General features: G+C 50.2%; 23 protein-coding genes and 2 tRNA genes. 10 read left to right on the top strand and 15 right to left on the bottom strand.

Annotated features, from left to right (window positions below; translation table 11 throughout):
* Positions 1-31: 31 nt before the first annotated feature.
* The 5 genes from HMPREF1141_RS10170 (at position 32) to HMPREF1141_RS10150 (ending at position 4,079) form a co-directional block, all read left to right on the top strand.
* Complete coding sequence (locus HMPREF1141_RS10170) at positions 32-907, top strand: tRNA 2-thiocytidine biosynthesis TtcA family protein (protein WP_009063744.1); 876 nt, start codon at positions 32-34, stop codon at positions 905-907.
* Between the two features lie 36 nt (positions 908-943).
* Entirely contained in the window at positions 944-1,279 is a 336-nt protein-coding gene (locus tag HMPREF1141_RS10165; RefSeq protein WP_009063478.1) for a hypothetical protein, read from the top strand.
* 60 nt (positions 1,280-1,339) lie between these two features.
* Positions 1,340-1,894: a hypothetical protein gene (locus HMPREF1141_RS10160; RefSeq protein ID WP_035316892.1), complete on the top strand. Its 555-nt coding sequence runs from the start codon at positions 1,340-1,342 to the stop codon at positions 1,892-1,894.
* A 150-nt stretch (positions 1,895-2,044) separates the two neighbouring features.
* On the top strand, positions 2,045-2,611 hold the full coding sequence (locus HMPREF1141_RS10155; RefSeq protein WP_009063829.1) for an HDIG domain-containing metalloprotein: 567 nt from the start codon (positions 2,045-2,047) through the stop codon (positions 2,609-2,611).
* 160 nt (positions 2,612-2,771) lie between these two features.
* Positions 2,772-4,079: a [Fe-Fe] hydrogenase large subunit C-terminal domain-containing protein gene (locus HMPREF1141_RS10150; protein ID WP_009064090.1), complete on the top strand. Its 1,308-nt coding sequence runs from the start codon at positions 2,772-2,774 to the stop codon at positions 4,077-4,079.
* A gap of 403 nt (positions 4,080-4,482) precedes the next feature.
* On the opposite strand, the gene HMPREF1141_RS10145 is transcribed toward HMPREF1141_RS10150, so the two are convergent.
* Positions 4,483-5,892, bottom strand: a complete 1,410-nt coding sequence (locus HMPREF1141_RS10145) for an MFS transporter (protein WP_009063605.1) — start codon at positions 5,890-5,892, stop codon at positions 4,483-4,485.
* 120 nt (positions 5,893-6,012) lie between these two features.
* Here HMPREF1141_RS10145 and HMPREF1141_RS10140 point away from each other — a divergent pair, with 120 nt between their 5' ends.
* Entirely contained in the window at positions 6,013-6,873 is an 861-nt protein-coding gene (locus tag HMPREF1141_RS10140; protein WP_009063848.1) for a LysR family transcriptional regulator, read from the top strand.
* A gap of 702 nt (positions 6,874-7,575) precedes the next feature.
* On the opposite strand, the gene HMPREF1141_RS10135 is transcribed toward HMPREF1141_RS10140, so the two are convergent.
* Positions 7,576-8,736: a 5-bromo-4-chloroindolyl phosphate hydrolysis family protein gene (locus HMPREF1141_RS10135; protein ID WP_009063769.1), complete on the bottom strand. Its 1,161-nt coding sequence runs from the start codon at positions 8,734-8,736 to the stop codon at positions 7,576-7,578.
* Positions 8,737-8,986: 250 nt separating this feature from the next.
* Here HMPREF1141_RS10135 and HMPREF1141_RS10130 point away from each other — a divergent pair.
* The 3 genes from HMPREF1141_RS10130 to HMPREF1141_RS10120 all read left to right on the top strand — a co-directional run bounded on the left by HMPREF1141_RS10130 (position 8,987) and on the right by HMPREF1141_RS10120 (position 10,159).
* Positions 8,987-9,063: transfer RNA gene (locus tag HMPREF1141_RS10130), tRNA-Asp, on the top strand.
* Between the two features lie 4 nt (positions 9,064-9,067).
* Positions 9,068-9,143: transfer RNA gene (locus tag HMPREF1141_RS10125), tRNA-Thr, on the top strand.
* A gap of 386 nt (positions 9,144-9,529) precedes the next feature.
* Positions 9,530-10,159, top strand: a complete 630-nt coding sequence (locus tag HMPREF1141_RS10120; protein ID WP_035316891.1) for a DUF998 domain-containing protein — start codon at positions 9,530-9,532, stop codon at positions 10,157-10,159.
* A 328-nt stretch (positions 10,160-10,487) separates the two neighbouring features.
* Here HMPREF1141_RS10120 and HMPREF1141_RS10115 read toward each other — a convergent pair whose 3' ends face one another.
* The 3 genes from HMPREF1141_RS10115 to HMPREF1141_RS10105 all read right to left on the bottom strand — a co-directional run bounded on the left by HMPREF1141_RS10115 (position 10,488) and on the right by HMPREF1141_RS10105 (position 12,864).
* Positions 10,488-10,721, bottom strand: a complete 234-nt coding sequence (locus tag HMPREF1141_RS10115; protein WP_009064229.1) for a hypothetical protein — start codon at positions 10,719-10,721, stop codon at positions 10,488-10,490.
* Positions 10,722-10,732: 11 nt separating this feature from the next.
* Positions 10,733-11,965, bottom strand: coding sequence for a DNA polymerase IV (gene dinB / locus HMPREF1141_RS10110; protein WP_035316966.1), 1,233 nt, complete (start codon positions 11,963-11,965; stop codon positions 10,733-10,735).
* Between the two features lie 296 nt (positions 11,966-12,261).
* The gene (locus HMPREF1141_RS10105) at positions 12,262-12,864 is read right to left on the bottom strand and encodes a 50S ribosomal protein L25 (RefSeq protein WP_009063435.1); all 603 of its coding nucleotides are present in this window, start codon (positions 12,862-12,864) and stop codon (positions 12,262-12,264) included.
* Positions 12,865-13,225: 361 nt separating this feature from the next.
* On the opposite strand from HMPREF1141_RS10105, the gene HMPREF1141_RS10100 reads away from it, so the two are divergent.
* Positions 13,226-13,558 (top strand): FlxA-like family protein, encoded by a 333-nt coding sequence (locus HMPREF1141_RS10100; protein WP_009064176.1) that lies wholly within the window; start codon positions 13,226-13,228, stop codon positions 13,556-13,558.
* Positions 13,559-13,719: 161 nt separating this feature from the next.
* Here the strand turns inward: HMPREF1141_RS10100 and HMPREF1141_RS10095 are convergent, their stop codons facing one another.
* The 10 genes from HMPREF1141_RS10095 to HMPREF1141_RS10050 all read right to left on the bottom strand — a co-directional run bounded on the left by HMPREF1141_RS10095 (position 13,720) and on the right by HMPREF1141_RS10050 (position 22,648).
* A complete protein-coding gene (locus tag HMPREF1141_RS10095; RefSeq protein ID WP_009064083.1) occupies positions 13,720-14,259 on the bottom strand; it encodes a BMC domain-containing protein in 540 nt (179 codons plus the stop codon).
* A gap of 5 nt (positions 14,260-14,264) precedes the next feature.
* Positions 14,265-15,620: a 4Fe-4S dicluster domain-containing protein gene (locus tag HMPREF1141_RS10090; RefSeq protein WP_009063674.1), complete on the bottom strand. Its 1,356-nt coding sequence runs from the start codon at positions 15,618-15,620 to the stop codon at positions 14,265-14,267.
* Positions 15,621-15,745: 125 nt separating this feature from the next.
* Positions 15,746-16,027, bottom strand: a complete 282-nt coding sequence (locus HMPREF1141_RS10085; protein WP_009063501.1) for a EutN/CcmL family microcompartment protein — start codon at positions 16,025-16,027, stop codon at positions 15,746-15,748.
* A 29-nt stretch (positions 16,028-16,056) separates the two neighbouring features.
* Entirely contained in the window at positions 16,057-16,878 is an 822-nt protein-coding gene (eutJ, locus tag HMPREF1141_RS10080) for an ethanolamine utilization protein EutJ (RefSeq protein ID WP_009064170.1), read from the bottom strand.
* Positions 16,879-16,913: 35 nt separating this feature from the next.
* On the bottom strand, positions 16,914-18,335 hold the full coding sequence (locus HMPREF1141_RS10075) for an aldehyde dehydrogenase family protein (protein ID WP_009063988.1): 1,422 nt from the start codon (positions 18,333-18,335) through the stop codon (positions 16,914-16,916).
* A gap of 139 nt (positions 18,336-18,474) precedes the next feature.
* Positions 18,475-19,119 (bottom strand): phosphate propanoyltransferase, encoded by a 645-nt coding sequence (locus HMPREF1141_RS10070; protein WP_009063981.1) that lies wholly within the window; start codon positions 19,117-19,119, stop codon positions 18,475-18,477.
* A gap of 75 nt (positions 19,120-19,194) precedes the next feature.
* The gene (locus HMPREF1141_RS10065) at positions 19,195-19,464 is read right to left on the bottom strand and encodes a BMC domain-containing protein (protein WP_009064199.1); all 270 of its coding nucleotides are present in this window, start codon (positions 19,462-19,464) and stop codon (positions 19,195-19,197) included.
* A gap of 58 nt (positions 19,465-19,522) precedes the next feature.
* Positions 19,523-20,389 (bottom strand): hypothetical protein, encoded by an 867-nt coding sequence (locus tag HMPREF1141_RS10060; protein ID WP_009063414.1) that lies wholly within the window; start codon positions 20,387-20,389, stop codon positions 19,523-19,525.
* 24 nt (positions 20,390-20,413) lie between these two features.
* A complete protein-coding gene (gene metK / locus HMPREF1141_RS10055; RefSeq protein ID WP_009063691.1) occupies positions 20,414-21,610 on the bottom strand; it encodes a methionine adenosyltransferase in 1,197 nt (398 codons plus the stop codon).
* Positions 21,611-21,634: 24 nt separating this feature from the next.
* Positions 21,635-22,648: a response regulator gene (locus HMPREF1141_RS10050; protein ID WP_009063889.1), complete on the bottom strand. Its 1,014-nt coding sequence runs from the start codon at positions 22,646-22,648 to the stop codon at positions 21,635-21,637.

Below are 22,648 nucleotides of genomic sequence, written 5' to 3'. Positions count from 1 at the left end.
AGTCACTATTCTAAAATGAAGGCGCGATAGGATGGAAGAAACACAGAAGATCGAACAAAGCATTCTCAAAAAATATAAAAAAGAAATCTGGAACCGCATGATTGGCGGAATCAAGGATTATCAGCTGATTTTGCCGGGCGACCGGATCGCCGTGTGTATTTCCGGCGGCAAGGACTCCATGCTTCTGGCCAAGTGTCTGCAAATGCTGCAGCGCCATACGGAAATTCCCTTTGAACTGGAATTTTTGTCGATGGACCCCGGCTATAATGAATATAACCGGCAGCTGATCGCTCAAAATGCCGAGAAGCTGGGAATCCCCCTGACGGTATTTTCGTCGCGTATTTTCGAGATCGTCAGCCATTCCGGCGGGAATCCCTGCTATTTGTGTGCCAGAATGCGGCGCGGCCATCTGTACGCCAAAGCGAAAGAGCTTGGCTGCAACAAAATTGCGCTGGCGCATCATTTTGACGACGTCATCGAAACCACAATGATGAGCATGCTTTACGGCGCGGAAATCCGCACCATGATGCCGAAGCTCCCCAGCACCAACTTCCCCGGAATGGAAATCATCCGCCCGCTGTATCTGGTGCGTGAGCGCGATGTGCTGGCCTGGAAGCGCTACAACTCACTCGAATTCGTGCGCTGCGGGTGTCCTTTGTCTGAGAACGCTCCCGTCTGTACAGAAAAGGAAAACAACGGCTCAAAGCGCGCGATGGTAAAAGAGCTGATCGCCCGTCTGCGCAAGGACAACCCGCAGGTAGACATCAATATTTTCCGCAGCATGCACAACGTAAACCTCGATACCGTTCTCGGTTACCGCCAGGGCGGTCAAATTTACAGCTTTCTGGATCATTACGGCCAATCGGCCGGCGACATACCAATCGACGATGACACAGCGGAAGAATAGAGAGAACTGCTGAACATTTAAGAAAGAAGGATTTTTTTGAAATACATAAAATATTATGTCCTGCAATTGATCATGATTGCTACCCTGTTGGTGTTCGCTTTCGCTTTCGCTGAGTTTGCCATGGGCCGCGATACCTCTGTGGGGATGATTTCCCTGTACATTGCGCTGTCTGTCTTTTATTTGTTCTCTTATCTTTTCTTGAAGCATAAAATGCGCCAGGGTGGGAAAAGTGCCGAAGACATTTTTCACCTGCTGCAAACTGAAGAAATTTATAATATGCTGCATATCTTTAACGAGAAGGTCGGGGTCGCGTTCACCATTATTATGGCTCTTGGCAGTGTTGTGGTGTATTTTTTAAAGCATCCTGTTTGATTCGGCTAAAATTCCTTCTCCAGTCGTTGTTTCATATCGTATTGCAGGAGGGCTTTATTGATGAAAAAGCGTTATGTGATCGGTATCGCAGCTTTTTGTATATGCCTCTCCCTTTTCCTTGCAAGTTCTCATTTTATTTCCTGGGGCGTAATGAAAAGCAATCTGGAATCAGATGCCCGAAAATCGCAAAATATTGACGCCAGCTGGAAAGCAGTCTCCGCTACTTCAGATAAATTTTCTGCGGTTCTCTTTTATGACGAATCACTGAGCCAAGGCAGCTATGCCCTATATGAAACGCATAATAGACGATCTGTTGGCTATTTTTTTCGGGATGGCGGCAGCCTTGCAGATACAGATATGATAGAAGGGATACAGGGCTTTAGCTACGGAAAGGGCTTTGCTGTTTTATCTATGAACAAAGTGAACGCAGTGAGGGTAGAAAGGGTATTTGAAAAAGAAGACCTTCCAAAAGAGAGTCGGGAGGTAGACCCCGGCAAGCCTTTTGCGGTCACATTCTCATCCGATGATCATTCACACAACGGAACGGTTACTGTGTATGACGCGGAAGGACACAGTATTCCGTTTAATTCCTTCGTTGTCATAGAATGCTACTGACTGCACACTGTCAAGGATGATACAGCTATGCTGTATCATCCTTTTTTGTCCATTTATCTGTCTATACATATATGTTATCAAAGTCATAGTGGACATTCACAGGTTTCTGCGTTATACTAACGACAAACACAAGCAAAAGGAGTGACCGATATGGGAACCATTCCCACCCTGGAGCAGGCGCAGGCTCTGCTGGAAGAGTATAATCAGGACGAATTTCATCTTCGCCACGCGAAAATTGTATCCGGCGTGATGGGCTATTTTGCGCAGGAATACGACCCGGAAAACGTGGAATTCTGGAAAGTGGTAGGCCTGCTTCACGATTTGGACTTTGAACAATATCCGGAGCAGCACTGCGTCAAATGTCAGGAGATCATGCGCGAGCGCGGGCTGGATGAACGGTTGATCCGCGCGGTGGCCAGCCATGGGCACCTGCTCCGTGTGGATATTCCCCCGGAGCACATCATGGAGAAGATTCTGTATGCAACAGATGAGCTCACCGGTCTGATCGGCGCGGTGGCGATTATGCGGCCATCCAAAAGTGTTTCTGATCTGGAGTTGAAATCGGTCAAGAAGAAATTCAAATCCACCGGCTTTGCGGCAGGATGCTCCCGCGAGGTCATCTCAAGGGGCGCCGAAATGCTCGGCTGGTCTTTGGACGAGCTGATTGAACGCACGATCCTCGCAATGCGCAGCCTGATGGATACACTGGATGTTTAAGTCGCTTTCGATAGCCGCCCGGAATTCCGCCTTAATCTGCGGCGAAAGGCTATCATAAATTTACAGAATCAATAAAGCCCTGTCGATTGTTTCAAGCAGCCTGTCCATTGAATAATTTCTTCAATAATCGTATAATAGTTCCAGGAATCCCCAAAATAACATGGAAACGGGCGTTTCTCTTGCACAGATCATGCGCCCCGGCAAAAGGAGCATTATCATGACAACATTTGAAGAACTTTACAACAGACTGGTCAAGGCTTCCGTACAGAATCATCTGGATGAGGAGTTGGAACAAGCCACGCAGGACGGATTTGACCCCCATCATTTGGATTGCCTGCTCAACCCGTCAAAATACGCGCCGGTGATCCGGATCGGCGACTGCGACTGCACTGATAAATCAAATACATCCTGCGCTGGAAAGTGCCTGTTTGATGCACTGTACCGCGATGAAAACGGAAATATCTCGATTAATAAGGATTTGTGCGTTGGCTGTTCTGAGTGCGTCAACAACTGTCATGCCAAAAAGCTGACGGAAAGCCGCGATATTCTTCCCGCACTGGCCGCCATTCAGCATGCGGAAACCCCGGTTTACGCAATGGTAGCACCGGCTTTTATCAACCAGTTCAGCAGCGATGTCACCCCCGGCAAGCTGCGCAGCGCCTTTAAGAAAATCGGATTCGACGGCATGGTTGAGGTGGCGCTGTTTGCGGACATCCTCACGCTGAAGGAAGCTTTGGAATTTGATAAAAACATTCAAAAAGAAGAGGATTATCAGCTGACCAGCTGCTGCTGTCCCATGTGGATTTCGATGATCCGCAAGGTGTACAAGCAATTGATCCCTCACGTGCCGGGTGCTGTTTCGCCCATGGTAGCCTGCGGACGTTCCATTAAAACCATGTACCCGGGCGCAATTACCATTTTTATTGGGCCATGCCTGGCCAAAAAAGCGGAGGCAAGAGAGCCTGATGTTTCGGATTCCACCGATTTTGTCCTGACGTTCCAGGAAATCAAGGACGTTTTTGACTTTGCCGGAATCGATTTGGCCTCTATGCCCGAAGATGAACGCGACCACTCTTCTCGCGCCGGCCGTATCTATGCCGGTACCGGCGGCGTCAGCGAGGCGGTACAGAGCACGGTAGCGCGCCTGAACCCAGACCGTAAGATTTCCGTTCGTGCAGCGCACGCAGACGGTGTACGAGCCTGCAAAGAGATGCTCAGCAGCGCTCTGGAGGGCAAACTGACCGCTAACTTTATTGAAGGTATGGGTTGCGTCGGCGGCTGTGTCGGCGGGCCGAAGGCTCTGATTCCGAAAGAGGAAGGCCGAAAGAACGTATTTGAATACGGCAATACCGCTACCTACCCCACCCCCATCGATAATCCCTACGTTATAGAGCTTTTGCATCGCCTGGGATTCGATACCGTTGAGGATCTGCTTGAGAAGAGCGATATTTTTACCCGCCAATTCTAACCACAATAAAAACCTCCACAGATCCGGAGCCGGAAATGTGGAGGTTTTTTTCCGCCATCCGGCGGAATTCGTTAGCATGTTTCAAAAGGAAAATTCATTCTATGATAAGCCTTACAGAAAGGCACTTATAATTTGTCTGCCAGCCTGCGGCCCGGTATTCCGGCCAACCGCAGGCAGCGAATGCAGTGTTTTCTTTACTGTTTTCAGTATAGTGGTAAGTTGTGTGAAAATTATGAACCGAATCGAAACAAATCAAAAACAAAGCTGCTTAAAATGAAGCTATATTGCTTGAAAAACAGCGAAGCCCATCAAACGGTGTCGATGGGCTTCGCTATATGGAGAAATTGCGTAGAGTCACCAGAAGCTCTCAAGCCAGAGGCAAAGTGAAAATGAAGTCCCCTATCTATGATTTCTTTTCCATGTGGAAGGCGCAGAGGAAGCCGACCGCGCCGAAAAATGCTCCAATCCACATAATGACGGAAAAAGAAGCTAAAAAGGTTTCCTGTACAGTAAAGCCGTTCCCTGAAAGCCTGGATTGGATATAGCCAAAGAGTGAGCCGCCAATGGTTGTGCCAAGAATCATACCGATATTCCGAAAGGTGGCAACCACTCCGGATGCAACGCCCTGATCCTTTTTCGGTGCAGCGCCCATAATGGCGGAATTGTTGGGTGCAGCGAAAACACCCGTGCCGAACCCGATGCAGACGAGTCCGAGAATCAGAAGCGCAAATGCCGCGGCAGAAGAAGTCTTCGCCATCATTCCAAACAGGATCAAACTGAACACGCAAAATCCCATCCCCGTCATGGAAAATACTCTGGAACCAAAACGGTCGGACATTGCTCCCACAATTGGGGAGCAGATCGTCATAATCACAGGGGTGATACTGAAAATGAATCCGGTGCGCATTGCGGAGCTATGCAGAACCACATCAAAGTAATACGGAATGAGGAACAGTACCAAATAGAAACAGAGGTAATTGAAAACCGCCCCCGCCGCACCGAAACCAAAATTGCGAATCCGGAACAACCGAAGAGGAATCATCAGGAAGGGCGCCTCTTGCTCAACATGGAAAAAAAGCGCAAAAGCAGCGATCATCACGGCAAACAGAAGCGGCCGCATCAGATGGGAACCCGATATGGAGGAAGCGTTCATCAGCAGAGTCATCGCAATCATGGCAACCGCAAAGCAGGCCATGCCGCGAACATCGACCGCTCGGGCATTGACGTCTTTCCCGTCTTTGATCACAAGAAGGGTCAGAATCAGACCGGCAGCGCCAAACGGAACAGAAATAAAGAAAGTGAACTGCCAGCCGAACAGGCTTGCGATACTCCCGCCGATCAAAGGCCCGAGTGAAAGCCCAATGTAAGTCATCAATGCCTGAAATCCCAGTGCTTTTCCTCTCTCTTCAGAAGAAAACGTGGTCGTAATAATTGCGGGCCCGACGGACAAAAGAATAGACCCGCCCAGAGCCAGCAAAGCTCTGCCCAAAAGCAGTGAGAAAAACGTGTCGGAGAAGCCGCATAAAATCGCCGCGCCGGTAAAAATCACAAATCCGAGCAAAAACAATTTCCGACGCCCCATATGATCTGAAAGACGTCCGATGGGAATAAGCGCTACGGTCATGATCAGCAGGTAAATTAAAACAAGCCATTCCGACTGATTTGTCGTTGTGTTCAGTGAGCGCTCGATTGTCGGCAAAATCGTGCTGGTCAGGCTGGAGTTTAACGATGACAGAAACGTTGCAATACCGACGCAGACCAAAACAATCCATTTGCTTCTTTTCGCCTGCACAGGCTCCACTATAGCATCCATAAGGGCAAGCCTCTCTTATTTCAATCTTTTTCTTCATTATACCCATCTTTTATTTATATGTTAAATACGTAAGCGTGATATAATATATATTAATTTACATATAAATGGAGGCTGCATTCATTGAACCAAATACAGCTTATTTATTTTAAAGCTATAGCGGAGGAAGGCGGCATCTCGAAAGCTGCGGAGCGCGTGCATGTCCCCCAGCCCTATTTAAGCAGCCAGCTAAAGAACATAGAACATGAACTGGGCGTAACTCTCGCTATTCGCAATACCCGCAATTTTCAGCTTACGGATGCAGGAAAACGCTTTTATGACCGGGCGATTCAGATTCTTGAGCTGATGGACACAACGAAGAATGAATTGGAAACGTTTGAAACCGGATTGCAGGGCACATTGAAAATCGGAACGCTCGCAACCTCCGCTGCCGCCGTATTGTCTGAATCCGTGCGTAGGTTCCACGAGAAATACCCGCATGTACGTTTTGAAATTCGGAATATGTCTACACAAAGCATTCAGGAATCCTTGAAAATCGGGCTGATTGAACTTGGATTTGTCAGAACACCGTTCAATACAAGCAACTTCGATTCGTTTATCATGCCGGAACAGCCAATGGTCGCAGTACAAAGCATGGAGTTCCAAAGCAAGCGGGACATTGCGGACTTAAACGAGCTGTCTCAAAAGCCGCTGCTGGTGAACGTCAGATTTGAAACAATCATCACGGAAGCGTTCCAGGCGGCAGGCTTTGAACCTAATATTTCGTGTCAAGCGGATGATACCCGTCTGCTTTTACTTTGGGCAAACGCCGGAATGGGAACTGCCATTATCCCCATGGACTGGATTGACATTGTTCCGAATCTTCACTTGCATCACCTTGTATTGAGTGCGGAAATTTTAAGAACCGCGCCGGCGGCTATTTGGCTGAAGCACCATACCTTATCTGCCGCCGCTCAGAATTTTTTAAAAATTTTCGAATCCTAATGCTGTCTTTTCAATTAGAATACGGATATTCTTCGTTGTTCCCTATCATTCCTGCCTCCAGAAGTCTCGATTAAACGGAAAAAGTTTGATCCAAATTTTTTTTAACCCCCCCTCTTGAGAACAAGAAAAGGGGCGGACAGCTTCTGCTGTCCACCCTTATGCTATATTATCTACTTATTTATTGCACTGGCCCATATACTGGAGCAGCAGCTCAAACAACTCTTTACAGTTCATTTGTCATTCTCCTTTATATTCCGTCGTAGAATTTCATCTGACTTGTTCCGATCTTACTTATTGCACTGACCCATGTACTGGAGCAGCAGCTCAAATAACTCTTTGCAGTTCATCTGTCATTCTCCTTTATATTCCGTCGTAGAATTTCATCTGACTTGTTTCGATCTTACTTATTGCACTGGCCCATATACTGGAGCAGCAGCTCAAATAACTCTTTGCAATTCATAATACAATTCTCCTTTATTCCCCATTGTTAAAAATGAATGATACACTTTTTCATTACTTGCTGCACTTATTCATATACTGGAGCAGCAGCTGAATCAATTCCTGGCAGTTCATCATCCACATCCTCCTTTTACCCGAGTTCATTCAAAGTTTTGAATCGGTTTTTGAATGTGGCTAAAGTGTAACACTTCTGTAACCTCTTTTCAAATGCAATTTTTAACATGGAAAACAAGTAAAAATTTGTTACTTTATGTCGTCAGATCTTTTAAAGTCATCCCCGGTGAGTCCCTCACGAGCCAGCATGACCTCCAGAACGGAAATATCGGACGAGATGTCCATTGTGGCATCCCCAAACAAACTATCCAGAAGATTTTCAAACGCAGTATTAATTGTATCCAGGCTTTCGCGAATCTGCTTTTTGGCAGAAGTGATATTCTCCCCCTGTACCGGCTGACTGTCAAAATGGCAGTAGGAATGAATCAGCTTTAAAGTAGTCGGCAGATAATACTCATTAAATTTTCGGATCTGAGATCCCTTTTCGGGATGCTCTTCCACATAATTCAGTATTTTTTCCGTGACGCTCTCTAAACGGGATATTTTCAGAAGCACTACTTCATCCGTAATAAAGTTTTTAGCCTGACTGATCTGATTCAGCAGATCGCGTCCCTTAGAAGGCGCCGTGCTTTCTTCCGGCTCCCTTCTCTGGGCACTCCGGCGTTCCCGCTCTTCCATAGACTGCTGCGCCTGAAGATATTGCTGGTATGTTTCTTCCCCCAGCATCAGGCAGGTTTTCTGATCATCCAAATACCCGTCGGGCAGCATGTTGGAACGGATCATTTTTTCCAGATCCTTTACAACAAACGTCGGGGATTTTCTCACCAGTCTGGCAAGCTGATCAACAGAGCAGAAATTCGCGGCGCCAACACCGTTCAGATAACGAGCGATGCGGTTTAACCTGCCGCGTATCCGGCAGCCCTGTGTAATCATCCACGCAGAAAGCCCACTAAAGGGTACTGTTACGGAAGCCAGCGTCAAAAGTACATCCGCCGCCGACAGCGTTGCTGCCGCAACGACCAGGGCAATCAGCAGGCTAGCAGAAACCACGCCGAAAATTCCTCCAAATATCAAAAGCAAAATACTGGAAACCTGCTTCCATGGAAAGCGGGAATCCGAATATCGCAGAGGGCGAACCTCCGCCTGAACGGAGGGATCGGGAGAAATCGGCGACCGGGGGGGCCTGCGCCGGTTCTTTCTGCTCTGACGGCGGGAATTCCCATCCCCTACCGCATCACGGAAGGTTTCTTTTACCTCTTGTTTTAAATCGCGAAATTCTTCTGAATGAACCACACCACGCACACTATTGCTGATTTCTCTGCCCAGCATCGAAAAAAATCTCTCAAACATCTTAGATTCCTCACTATGTAGTTCTTAAAATCTATTGGTTTTATTATACCTGAATCCAATTCAAATGACAACTAAGCATCCCCGACGCTTTTTACCAATTTTCTTAATTTTCATTATAAATCCGCCATATTTCTCCCTACAATCTTTTTCAAAAAAACTAAAAATAAATTAAAAAAAGATATTGACAGATTGAATAAAACCAGATATAATTACTATCGTTGTCCCGGCAAATTGTTCCGTGTGATTACACGGCTCGGTAGTTCAGTTGGTTAGAACGCTAGCCTGTCACGCTAGAGGTCGACGGTTCGAACCCGTTCCGAGTCGCCAGTTTGCTGCTATGGCTCAGTTGGCAGAGCACGTCCTTGGTAAGGACGAGGTCACGCGTTCGAATCGCGTTAGCAGCTCCATTAAAAACCGCTTAGTTTTAAAACTAAGCGGTTTTTTGTCGTTTATTTTTATTTTCAAAATAGTAATTTCAAAGCGTGTTGAACATTGGAAAAGATCAAAATTCTGATACTATTTAAATGGACACGCCCTTATTTACGGCTTCTTAAAGCTTCGGCCTAGACCAAACTATCGGTCTTTTTCGGGCTTATATAAACCGTTTCCACTCTTTCATTTGTTCCAATCAGTAAAAACACGACCAGTATGATAGCTGCTGACCGATACAGAAGTGACAACAAGTGTAAATAAAATAAATACAGCCATAATATGAAAAGAAGATTTTATGGTTGCTGCGCGACGATCAGGCACCAAAGGACTGCACCGAAATTTAAAATCAGGAGTTAAAACAATGGGTTTACAAAAACGGTTACTATCACTTGGTATGATTGGGGTTATTTCTTTTTTCTTGAGTGATGTTCTTGGCTGCATTCTTGTACAGGGATATAATCCGATAACATCTTATATTAGTGTGTTATCTGCGGACGGCACACCCTATTCCGGTGTAATGCGAACCTTTATTATGATATATCAAGTTTGTTTTCTGTTATTTTCGATTACACTCTGCATCAAATTTTTCAAAGAATATTGCCCATACACACGTGTAGGTTCTATTTTGCTTTTTGGTGTTGCTTGTTTATCCGTTTTTACATTTGGCGTTTTCCCAATGACGGTAGAATCTGCGATCAATCCGCAAAATATGATTCACCTTATTTTAGCAATAACCATTATTACCTTACCGATCTTGGCTTTATTTTTGCTCTCACTTGGATTTAGGAAAGATCAAAGAAGCATTCTGGCGAGAACATCTTTCATTGCGGCCATCCTGATTTTATTTTTCGATTTATCGCATCTATTCGCTATCAAAAATGGATGGGACATCTTAGGCCTTTTACAAAGGCTCAGCGTATATTCCTTTCACGCCTTTACTTTCTTTCTCTCTTGGATTTACGTAAGAAAAACAAGGAGAACAGTACATTAAAACTATATACCTCAAAAGCAGAAACGATCCCCCGCAATCGGAGCACTCCGGCTGCGGGGGATCGTTTCTTTGACATAAAAAAGCGGGGACAGGACGTTTGTATACCATCCCATCCCCCTGTCTACGGAGTTGCAGTCTCCATAAACAACGGCTAAGTCGCACTATGTAAATGATACAGCAATTTCCATATTTTGTCAATATCTGTTTTTATTTTCTCCCATCTCCTGTCCGTCTACACGATCTTCCGCAGAAATATAGGCTGCGACAGCATACAGCGGCATGGTTTCTCCGCAGCGCTCTCATTCATGGCCAAAAGACGAACGCGCTTTTAATCTTTCCCCTCTACAAACCAGCGGTCATTCTCCAACCAGATATAACGTTCCTGCTCTTTCATCCGACATAAATAGCGAATCCCTGTACCACCGGCCCGCAGGGAGGCCGCCCGCTGCACATCCAGCACTTTGTCAATTTCGAAAAGCTCGCCAGCAGACCAACGGACAGCCAAAGGAATAATATGGCCGTCTTCGGTATACCGTACAATCATATCAATATAACGTTTCATTCTTGCTTCCTTTAAAATATCGGGCCATACAACATAATATGGTCATGCTTGGGGTCAAATCCAGAGAGCTCCGGGTCCTGAAGCAATACTGCCGGCTGCACGGCGTTGGTGCCAAAGCGCCTTTTCAGGCTGTCCACAGCAGTCTCCAGCTGTTCCCGGCGCAGCTGCTCCTGTCCTGCGCCAAACAAATCCATCTGCAGAGGAGTCGAATCACTGACCAAATCGGAGATACTGATGCCAAGGCTGCGAACGGGCCGCTGCCAGTGGTAGTGCTGCATAAACAGCTCCATGCCTGCCTGTGCGATCTCGGTGGCACTGTTGGTGTAGTGACTCAGAGCATGCTGTCGCCCGAAAGTTTCAAGCTGATTATCTCGAACACTGATGCTGATGGTACGCCCCTTACAGCCATGCTCGCGCAGTCGGCGAGCGACGCTGTCTGCCAAAACATACAGGATAATTTTCGCATCCTCATTATCCACAAGGTCGCGAGGCGTGGTGGTGCTGTTGCCGATGCTTTTTGCCTCTTCCCGATCTTCGTAGCGGGCAACCGGCGTATTGTCAAGTCCGTTTGCATAAGCATACAGCACACTCCCCCATTTGCCAAACCAGCTTTTCAGCGTCTTTTCCGGAGTGTCGGCCAAATCCCCTATGGTATGCTTACAGTAAGACTGCAGCTTGCGCTGGGTGACTCTGCCGACATACAGCAAGGCGCCGACCGGCAACGGCCAGACCATCTCTTTGAAATTTCCCCGATGGATTTCTGTAACTGCGTCCGGTTTTTTATAATCCGACCCCAGCTTCGCAAAAATTTTATTGTAAGATACGCCGATGCTCACGGTGATTCCCAGCTCCTGCCTGATCCGCAGGCGGACTTCCTGCGCGAGCTGTACGCCGTTCATGCCTTCGGCAGTAACATCGAGCCAGCATTCATCCAGGCCAAACGGTTCCACCCGGTCCGTGTATTCCAGATAAATCTGATGGCAAAGCCGCGAGAATTGCTTGTAGAGCTCAAAGCGCGGCGGAACAACCATCAGATCGGGACACTTTTGCCGGGCCTGCCAGAGGGCCTCGCCTGTTTTAACGCCGTATTTCTTCGCCTGCTCGTTTTTGGCAAGAATAACACCGTGGCGCTGCTCCACATCGCCGCCCACGGCTGCCGGCCGGCCCCTCATTTCAGGCCGGTACAGACTTTCAACACTTGCATAAAAGCTGTTGCAGTCCGAATGTAATATGATTCGATCCACATTTCCACCACCAAACACATGTTCTATTCCTCTGATCATTCTAATACAGAACATGTGTTCTGGCAAGAGGAAAATAAAAACAAAATCCCGCAGTCCGTATAGACTGCGGGATTCTGAATGAAACCGAAATACAGGTAAAACAGCCCGTGTTTCACTTTACTGCATGAAAGAGAAAATCGGAAGCGTTTTTCAAAGCGGAAAACCGCTCCCGTAACAGCAATCTTCCCGGCAAAAATGCAGCCAGGAGGATTTTTTATTTTCCTCTAAAAAAACAATGGGGAATCTATCTTTTCAGATCACGACTGATTCGCTGCTTCATCTGCTGCGGTTTGAGTTTCTTCATCCGCATCAGCGACTACAGTTCTTACCGGCTTGATAACGGCGTAAATCTCGCCCTCCGGGGCGATCAGACGTACTCCGGCAGGAAGATGAAAATCAGCGGCCGTAATGGCTTCCCCGGCTTTTTTACCGGAAACCTCAGTCACAATTTCGTCCGGGATCAGCGTCGCCTTGCCTTCCACTTCAACTTCAGAATGATATACCTGCAGTTGCAGCAAATCATGTTCCAATTCGCCATGGCCATGGAATACAATGGGAAGCTGCATCTTCACGTCCTGATCTTCCGAGATCATCTGGACAGACACATGAACCGCATTCCCATCCACAGGATGCCGCTGAACCTCTTTTAGAAATCCAAATTTCTTTTCGCCGCCCAGCATAACCCACAATTTTGCGCTGGTACCATGGCGTGCGATCACTTTGTTCAGACCACCGCTTTCAAACTGCACAGGAGTGGATGCGGTACCAGGCCCATTGAGAACCCCCGGAATAAAGCCTTCTCTTCTCACTTTTTTCGGCTTGTCTTTTCTGATCACTGCTTTTAAAGCAATCTCTTCCATCGTAAAAACACTCCTTTTCTTATAGTGACATTGTTCGTTACCTCGATTTTATACCTATCCCACAAAATGTCAAACGCAGGTTCCCGTAATAAAGCCGTGAGAATCGGACGAATCGCTCTCTTGGCCCGTATCAGGCGGCAAAGGCGGCGATTCTGATCCGATTTTCCCCGAATCTCAGGCAGAATCGCATCTGCCCTGCTCTTTCTTCCTTATTCGGCCTCATATTCTGTGAATTGGAGCTGCCGGGGGTGTTTTCTCAGAGAAAACTCACTGAATTCTAATTAAATAATATCCAGCCTACACCGATATGATTTATAGAAGAGTATTTACTTTATTTCAATACAAAGGACAGTGATCAGTCATGAGCATTTCTGCAATTTCAGGCACAAGCAGCTATACCACTACGGCCAGCAGCAACCAAAGTGAAATCAACAAGCTGCGCGCACAGGAAAAACAACTCCAGCAGGAACTGACCCAGCTGCAAAGCGACGTTTCAGGAGACGATTCCGAACAGGTTCAGCTACAGATTTCAACCGTGCAGCAGCAGATTACTCAGATTCAGCAGCAGATACAGCAGCTGCAGAACCAGTCGGCCAAACAGTCACAGGACAAGCAGCAAACCACGCAGGCGAAATTCAACGTAGGAGACACCGCAAGCTTTCCGGATGACCATCTGATCGACATTACCGTATGATCAAATAAAAGCCTTCTCTCCCATCCAGGGCGAGGGGGCTTTTATTTTGTGTATGGAGCTGTTTGCACTCGGTTCTGTAAATGAATAATGGCAAAAAGAAAGGCAGGCACCCGATTGATGCCTGCTTTTTATGGAGAGTAGTCTTATGAGTGAACAGTGTATTACAGCAGCGTTTGAAAAATCTTTTCGGAGGGGCGGGCAATCACCGTGGTGGAAAGCAGAAGCTCTGTTTCCGCAGTCGCCGCCGCAACCGCAGTTTTCACAGCCCCCACATCGCCCGTAAGAAGAACGACGCCCTTTCCCCCAATCGCATAGCCTATTTTCACTTCCATCAGCGTGATATCCGCGGCCTTTGCGGCAATATCCGCCGCGCGGATACCGGACGCTACCGAGTAAAATTCCATCACGCCAATCGCCCGAATCGCTTCTACCGGGTTTGTCAGGCCGATGGCAGGAATCAGCTGGGAATGAATGTTGGGAATCAGCAGGCTGTCTACATAGTATTCCCCCGCAACCTGAATTCCCCTTTCCATAGAAGTCTCAACATCGCTGGTGCTGCCGCCGATAATCACAATGTATTTGCCAGGACAGACTGTGGAGGCCTTCACCAATTGCGCATTGGTCACCTTGACCATCTGATCGCTGACATCTATTCCGCGGGCAATGCTGGAAAGCTCAATTGCTCCAATTGCTTCTCTCATTGTCCTCAAGCCTCCCTATCGCGGCGGATCGATGCGCCGTCCTCATTGATTTCTGTGATGATCCCGCTGATGCTGGCATGAATATTCGCGGAGAGCCCCTGTGCAGCCGACGCCAGCAAATCACCCTTTTGCACCGTTTCCCCGGCCTGCACAGCCGGGACGGCGGGCTTTCCGATGTGCTGCCGGAACGAAATCCATACCTGCTCCGGGAAAAGCTCGGTGCAGTCATCCCCGGCATGCTGATGATAATACTCCGAAAGCCCCAGACGGGCCACCAGACGGTCGGTCGGCACCTTGCCGTACAAAGACCCTTCCCTTGCCTTTGGAGAAAGATTTCGCGGCACCTGAATGCCTTTCTCGCGCAGCCTGCCCTTCAGGTAAGCATTCACCTTGCGGGGCGACAGCCCCATGGGACAGGAGAACATTTCACACACGCCGCAGTCGCAGCAATTTACGGCCTGCCCAAATGCCTTTTCGTACTCGTCGTTGTCGGAAATCAGCTCCTCCCGGAACAGATTCCGCATCATCAGATGCGGCTGGATCTGATGCCCGATCAAATACCGCGGACACAGGCTGGTACACATCCGGCACTGAACGCAGGCGCTTTTGGCCTGTGTTTTAATCCGACCAAGCGGCAGCGCTGCCCGGCGCGCCAAATAATGTTCGTTTGACAGAACAATCAGGTTCCCTGTTGTTTTCGTCACCGCCAAACGATCGATTTCGGCAGGGTCGGTTACGACGCGCCCCATCATGGGGCCGCCGACAATCACAATATAATCCTGAAGGTGCGGGCGGGCACTGCCGATGCACTCCCGCAGAGGCGTGCCAAGCGGAACCTTGCGCATCACCGGGCGTTCCACCTCGCCGACGACGGACAAATATTTTTCGGTCACGGGAATCCCCTGCAGGGCGTCGTGAATATTCAGCAGAGTTCCCACGTTGTCTACCACAGCTCCCACATCGAGCGGGATTCCGCGTTCGGGAACCGAGGTGCCGCAGACCTGCTGAATCAGCACCTGCTCATCCCCCGCCGGGTAAAAGGACGGCATCTCGAATAGTTCGATCTGCGCGCCGGAGGTCGCGATGGCCTGCCGCAGCGCGGCGGTCTCTTTGACATATTTCTTTTTCAGGGCAATCACGGCTCTTTTGGCGCCGACGTGTGCCGCCACCGCACCGACCGCCTGAACGATCTGATCCGGGAAGGTACGCATCAAATACTTATCCGTTTCGATCAGCGGCTCACATTCCGCGCCGTTCACCACAAAGCACTCCGCCCTAGCAGAGAGCTTCACGTGCGTGGGGAACCCGGCTCCGCCGGCCCCTACCACACCCGCAGCCTTTACCGCTTCGATCAAATCCATACGATCACCATCCTGCCTCATTGATACCGATCTTCCGTTAAAACCGTGTATCAAAACTGGTTGTCTCTCCCCCGTTTTCAGGCGAGAGAGGACAACTGTTTCTTACTTTGAATCAGTCATTTCTACTACAGCACATTGGTGTTGATTTCTTTATCGTCTATGATACCGACGACGGTTGCGTCCACCGGAACATCAGGACGCCCGACTGCGGTTCGGGCGGAGCTCCCGCTGACGATCAGTACCGTCTCCCCGATTCCCGCGCCGATGCTGTCTACCGCAACGATCGGGGTGCCTGGCTTCCCTCCCTCCAGCAGATCAAGAGGGCAGACGACCAGAAATTTGAGCCCCCTCAGGCTTTCTTCCTTCCGGGTTGACCAGATATTTCCAATCACTTTTCCGACCAGCATAAAAAGCTCCTCCCGCTCCCGTTGAGGGGTTATTTTTCAATACAGTTCATGGCGATCCCCGCCGGTGTGACCAAAAATGGATTCTCCGGTTTATAGGTGGGGATTCCGGTTTCCTTTTCAAAGACCGATTCCACCCCGGCCAGACAGCAGGTTCCGCCGCACAGGTAAATCGCGCTGACGGTTTCTTTGCTGACGTATTTTTTCACGATAGCCGCCATCTTCTCGATCACTGCCTTTACGACGGGGAAAATCTCCGCGTGGCGAGAGGAGTCGAGCTTGATGGCCTCCGCCTCCGCGATCGGGATCTGATAGCTGCCCGCCAGCACCAGCGTCAGGTGCGTGCCGCCTGTCGGCTCGTCTTCGATCTGAACCACCTTACCGTCCTTTAAAACGGCAAGGCCCGTGGTACCGCCGCCGATGTCTACCACGACTCCGTCGGAAACACGGTAAATGGTGTTGGCAGCGGTCGGCTCGTCGAGAACATTAATCACCTGCATTCCCGCGCTTTCCGCCACATAGGTGTGCGTTTTCAGGCTGCTGTCGGTTCCGGCCGGCATGGCGATGGCGCATCGCTCCAAAGGCTGGCCCAGGCGGGCCTCCAGCTTCTCTTTCAGCTCGCGCACAATGCGGCAGGCCCCAACGTAATCCACGACCACGCCGTCGCGCAGGACACTCGCCGCCCGCTTTTCGCAGGCGATCGGGCGGTCCTCGGCGTCCAGTACGACAAGTACGATATAAGCGGTACCCAAATCGAGCCCCACCTTCAGTTTGCCGGGGCACGGCTCAAAGGTTTCCTTTTCAGAGCGCTCAACCTGCGCAATATATTCATTGATTCGTTCCAGTTCCAGCAATGCGGGCAGCCTCCGTTTCCGTTGATTTTCCCCGCTCAGCGGATATGCAGCGCATCAGACATGACGCAGCGGCGCTTTCTGCAGAAAGAACGGGCAGTCGTCAGGCCTTCTCCCGTCGGGCCTGCAATCGTAAAGGTGGTGCAGCCTTCTCCGCCCACGCCGATTCCGGCATAGGACGGCGCATTCTTGACAAAGATCGTCGTCTGCAGCAGCTTTGCCATCTTTGTCAGCTTATCGACGTTCTTCGAGTGCATCATGGCGGTATGGCGGTTGCCGCGCTCGGCCACTAGGGCGATCTCAATCGCCTCGTCGACATCTGCAGCCCGAACGATCGGCAGGATCGGCATCATCAGCTCCTCCATCACAAACGGATGATCCTTCTGCGTTTCCATCAGGATCACGCGCGCATTTTCCCCGCCGCTGATGCCCAGCTTATTCAGAATATAAGGGGCGCTTTTCCCGACAAACTCCACCTTAGGGCCGCCCTTTTCATTGGTGACCAGCTGAAGCAGGCGGCTGATAGCGCTTTCCTCTTTCAGCTCGAACGCACCGACGCGCTTCATGTGCCAGATCAGGCAGTCTGCGATGGTATCGACCGCGATGACCTCTTTTTCCGCGATACAGGGCAGGTTATTATCGAAGCTGCAGCCGTCGACGATGTCTTTGGCCGCTTTCTCAATGTCCGCCGTTTCGTCCACCACGACAGGGGGATTGCCCGCGCCCGCACCGATGGCCTTTTTGCCGGTCGACATAACCATTTTGACAATTCCAGGGCCGCCTGTGGCGACCAGCACCCGGATTTTCGGATGCTTGATCATCAGATTGGTGTTCTCAACGGAGGGCTCGCGCACCGTTACGATCAGGTTTGTGGGAGCCCCCACCTTTTCCAGCGCCTGATTCAGAGCCGTTACCAGCACATGGGTTACGTTCTTCGCTCTGGGATGAGGACTGAACACGACGGTATTTCCGCCCGCCAGCATCGCAATGGAATTGCAGATGATGGTTTCGGTCGGGTTCGTCGCGGGAGTGACCGCGCCGATGACACCGAAGGGGCAGTATTCCACCAGAGTCAGGCCGCGGTCGCCTGTCATCGCCTCAGTGACAAGGTCTTCGGTGCCGGGGGATTTCTCCGCCGCCAAACGATTTTTGATCAGCTTATGTTCATAGTTGCCCATGCCGGTTTCTTCCACTGCCATGCGCGAAATTTTCTGGAGCATCTCCGGCTCCAGCACCGTCTGGCGGATCACATCGACATATTTCTGGCGATCCTCCATGGTAGAAAACAGGTATTTTCTCTGAGCCGCTTCGCTGGCCTGTACCGCGTCATCCATGGAATCGAAAATCCCGTAGCTGTCGCCGCAGGTTCCGTTTTCCTCACACGCCGCAGCGCTCCCGCTTTTCATTTCCTCCATCACCAGGCGGGCGACCTGTTCGATCAATTTATCATCTAATTTCATAGCTGTCAGCTCCTTATCGTAAACTCACTCTAAAATCGGTTCATCAAAAAGTGGGCATTGATCTCTTCCTTTTCGACAGGGAGATCAAACTGTTTTAAAACAAACACACTTTTCAAGTGAATCGATACTACTTTCAAATTCAGCGACATTTGCGGATCAGGACATAATCGTTGTTTTTCAATCCGCACGCATTTGCCTCGTCGGTATCTACATGAATTTCCAGCGCAGAATTCTCTGAAACGCGAACCAGCACGTTCCCGAGGACACAGCGCCTTTCGCCGCAGGTTTCCACCTCGACGATCTCTTTATCACAAATTCCCATACGCTTTGCAATCTCCGGCGTAGCATGAATATGACGCAGCGCCACAATGGCACCGCAGGGCAGCTCCAGCGTTCCCAGCGGGCCGCAAAGCTGCAGGCCGGGCGTGTTTTCCAGCTGACCCGATTCGCGGATGGGCGCCTTGACCCCCAGCCGGAAGCTGTCGGAAAGGGAAATCTCCACCTGACTCTTGGGACGCACCGGCCCCAGAATACGAACGTTCTCAAAGCTGCCCTTCGGCCCGATGATCGTGACCGTTTCTTTGGCTGCGAACTGACCGGGCTGCCCCAGCTCCTTGATAGAAGTCAGCTGATACCCGGGGCCGAACAGCGTCTCCAAATCCGCCTGGCTGAGATGCACATGCCGATTCGATACCCCCACCGGCACCATATCGTTCTGCATTTCGCGCAGCCGCTCCAAAACAAGCTTTGCAATGGTTTCCACTGTTTGATCTGTGTGCTTCAACCCTTGCACACCTCCCTGCTTTCAATTCCGGCCCGCCGCAAAGGTGCGGTCGGGCCGGTCATTCCCTGCCGCAGCTTACGGCAGTATTTTTTCTGTGTCTGAATGGGGCCGGGGAATCACATGGCGGGAAACGACCTCTCCCACTGCGTCTGCCGCCGCTACGCCGGCATCTACCGACGCCTTGACCGCGCCGACATCCCCGCGCACCATGACCGTTACCAGGCCGGAGCCGATTTTCTCGTAGCCGATCAAAACCACATTTGCCGCTTTTACCATGGCATCTGCCGCTTCGATCGCGCCGACGAGCCCTTTTGTTTCGATCATGCCCAATGCTTCGTTTGACATATTGCATTCCTCCTGTTTCAAAAATAAAGTGGTCTATCCAAGACCGGCAAAATCCGGTTTACGCAAACAATCCGTTTACAAGGAACATGCTGAGCATAATGGTAAAGGCCGGCGGGTCAATATGGGTATCGCAGTGGCTGTTAAAGGTTTTGGCCAGCGTGTCGCCCAGAACCGTGCAGAAAATCGCCACCAGAATGCCGATCCATACATTTCCCGTCATCACAGCCGCCGAAGCTGCCGGTAAGGTGATGTGGTGAGAAGCCGGGGCGGCAAAGCCCGTCTGAACAAAAATCAGGCTGACCGCACTCAGGCCGAAGCAGGCGATTGGGAACATCGCCATCGCCTCTTTCGAAGCGCCCGAGGACAAGAGAGAAACCGCCACGCCACTGACCGCAGCGCCGATGCCGAGCCCCAGCAGGATGTTATATACCAGCGGGCTGCCCGTCGGCACCCATGCCCTCTTTTCGGTTCCTTCATATTTGCCGAACAGACCGGTGGTGCCAAACACCAGACGTGTAATAATTGCGAGCGTAATCACCGTAATGGCGGGCAGATCCGTTCTCAGGTGAAGAACATCACCGTAGAAGAACTTGATGAGATAGCCCATCACACCAAACATTCCACCCACGCAAATCACGGCGGAACTGCCTGTGCCGTTCAGGGAATACAGGATATCCGCGCCATTGGGAATCAGTTTTTTCTTGCCCGCAAAGGCTGCCGCAGCAACACCGCCGGCAAAAGCAATATGCGGCCCCAGCATGGAACCGAACGTGATACTGCCGATCGAAAGCTCGGCAATCCCCGCCATCCCCATCAGGCCACCTACGACCGCAAATACGCCTGTTAAAATAAATACCGGCAGCGCTCCCAGCATTGCGCCCAAAACTCCTCCGCCAAAGGCCGCGACCAGCGCGAATAAATCCATACCTCTCAACCTTTCCTGATTAAATTAAATAAATATGTTACTGATACAAGTCACCGCTTTTTTTCTTAAAGATTCTGTCCGATCTGTTTTCTCCCACTGAAAGCCCTGATCCTCCCGGCCAAAATGACCATAAGCCGCAGTTTTTAAAAATTGAGGCCGGCGCAGCTGGAGCTGCTCGAGAATGTGCGAAAGGGAAAAAGAAAATTCCTCTTTGACGATCCGGTTCAGGTCATTCAAGGGAATGCGTTGTGTTCCAAAGGGATTTACCGTAACCGCCTCGGGCTCCGGCAGGCCGATGGCGTAAGCAAGAGAAACCTCGCAGCACCCCGCCAGGCCCGCGGCCACAATGTTTTTTGCCGCATACCGGGCCATGTAAGCCGCAGACCGGTCTACCTTTGTCGGGTCTTTTCCCGAAAAGGCTCCTCCCCCATGGCGGCCCATACCGCCGTACGTATCCACCATGATTTTTCTGCCGGTCAGGCCGACATCGGCCGCCGGACCGCCCGTAACAAAGCGCCCCGTAGGGTTAATATGTATTTTCGTGTGATAGCTGATGAGCCCGGAATCGACCACGGAATGGATCACTTCGTTTAAAATCGCGTCCCGCAGGTAATCGTACTCGATTCCGTCATCGTGCTGTGCCGAAACGATGATACTGGTAATTTCGAGCGGCTTTCCCTCGGGAGAATACCGCATGGTCACCTGTGTTTTTCCGTCCGGATACAGCCAGGGCAAAAGCTCCTGATGCCGTACATCCGCCAGCCGCTTTGCCAGTTTATGAGCGAGCTCTGCCGTGAGCGGCATGTAACTGCGCGTTTCATTGCACGCATAGCCATACATGATCCCCTGGTCCCCGGCGCCAAGGCTCGTGCTGGTGCCGATCGGCTGATTTTCCCCATCCACCCCTCTGGCGATATCCGCAGACTGGGCGTTCAGATTCGTCAAAACCATACAGGTGCGGTAATCCATGCCCTTTTTCTCATCGGTATACCCAACGCTCTGCAGAATCCTGCGGGCCACGTCCTCCACATCGACCTTCTCGCTGGAGGTCACCTCTCCGGCGATCATGACCACCCCGGGTGATACCATGGTTTCCACCGCGACCCGGGCATTGGGGTCCTTCGTCAGGTAGGCATCCAGAATTCCGTCGGAAATCTGGTCGCACACCTTATCGGGATGCCCTTCCGTCACCGATTCTGAAGTTACCAAATAATCGCACATCACTGTCACCTGTCCCTTGCACCGCTACCGTTCGGAGGATGCTCCGACGGCTTTTTTATATTGATAGACGGTTATGTTCTCGTACTTTTTGAAAACCTTGCTGAAATAGCCACTTTCATTGTAGCCCAGGCGGAACGCAACATCTGCGATGCTCAGGTCCGTAGACTGGAAATATTCCTTTGCGAGCATCAGCTTTCTCAAATGCAGATATTCCATGACGCTGACATTCAGGCAGTTCTTGAAGATGCGGCTGAGATACCCCTGGCTGACCGCGCAGTTTTCAATGATCTGCGTCAGGCCGATCTCCTCCTGAATGTGCGCATTGATGTAAGAGAATACATTCTGCAGCAGCTCGTATTTGCGGATGCTGGTCTGCTGAAAAATGTAGTCCAGAACGCGGAACAGCCAAATCTCCATCCCGGCGGAAGAAGCGAGGTACGCCTCGCTGAGCGGGAACATTTCCGCGCAATCAACCGGCCGGGCAGAAACACGGCCCAGATGATTGAAAATGTTTTGTCCCAGCTGCTCCGCAGCCGTTTTGATCTGCCCGCGGTTTGTACCGCAGCTTCGGTACAGCTCCTGAACGATTTCGGGAACCTGGTAATACATCTGCTTAAAGTCCTTTTCCTTCAGAACCTTTAAGGTCATATTCCAGTACAGCTGCTCCGGCTGGCTGCTTCGGCTGTGCTTTTCCAGCAATGCCCGGATCATGTCGCAGGAAACAGGCTTTGAAATGTATTCCTTTACCTTGGCACGCAGCGCTTCAATGGCAAAATCAAAATGATTGTACGAAGACAATATGTAGATCGTGATTTCGGGATTGTTGGCATAGATTCGTTTGCTTGCCTCAATTCCGGACATTCCGGGCATCATGATGTCCATAAACACAATATCCGGCTTTTCCTTTCGGCACAGCTCCACCGCATCTTCCCCATTGCTGACGGAAAACGCGACCTCAAATCCGGGCACTTTTTCGATCATGATCTGCAAAGCGTCCCGCATCAGCTGTTCGTCATCTGCAATCAATATCTTATACAT

The sequence above is a fragment of the Clostridium sp. MSTE9 genome (genome assembly GCF_000277625.1).
Lineage (GTDB): Bacteria > Bacillota > Clostridia > Oscillospirales > Acutalibacteraceae > Faecalispora > Faecalispora jeddahensis.
This window is presented reverse-complemented; position numbering and strand designations above follow the sequence as displayed.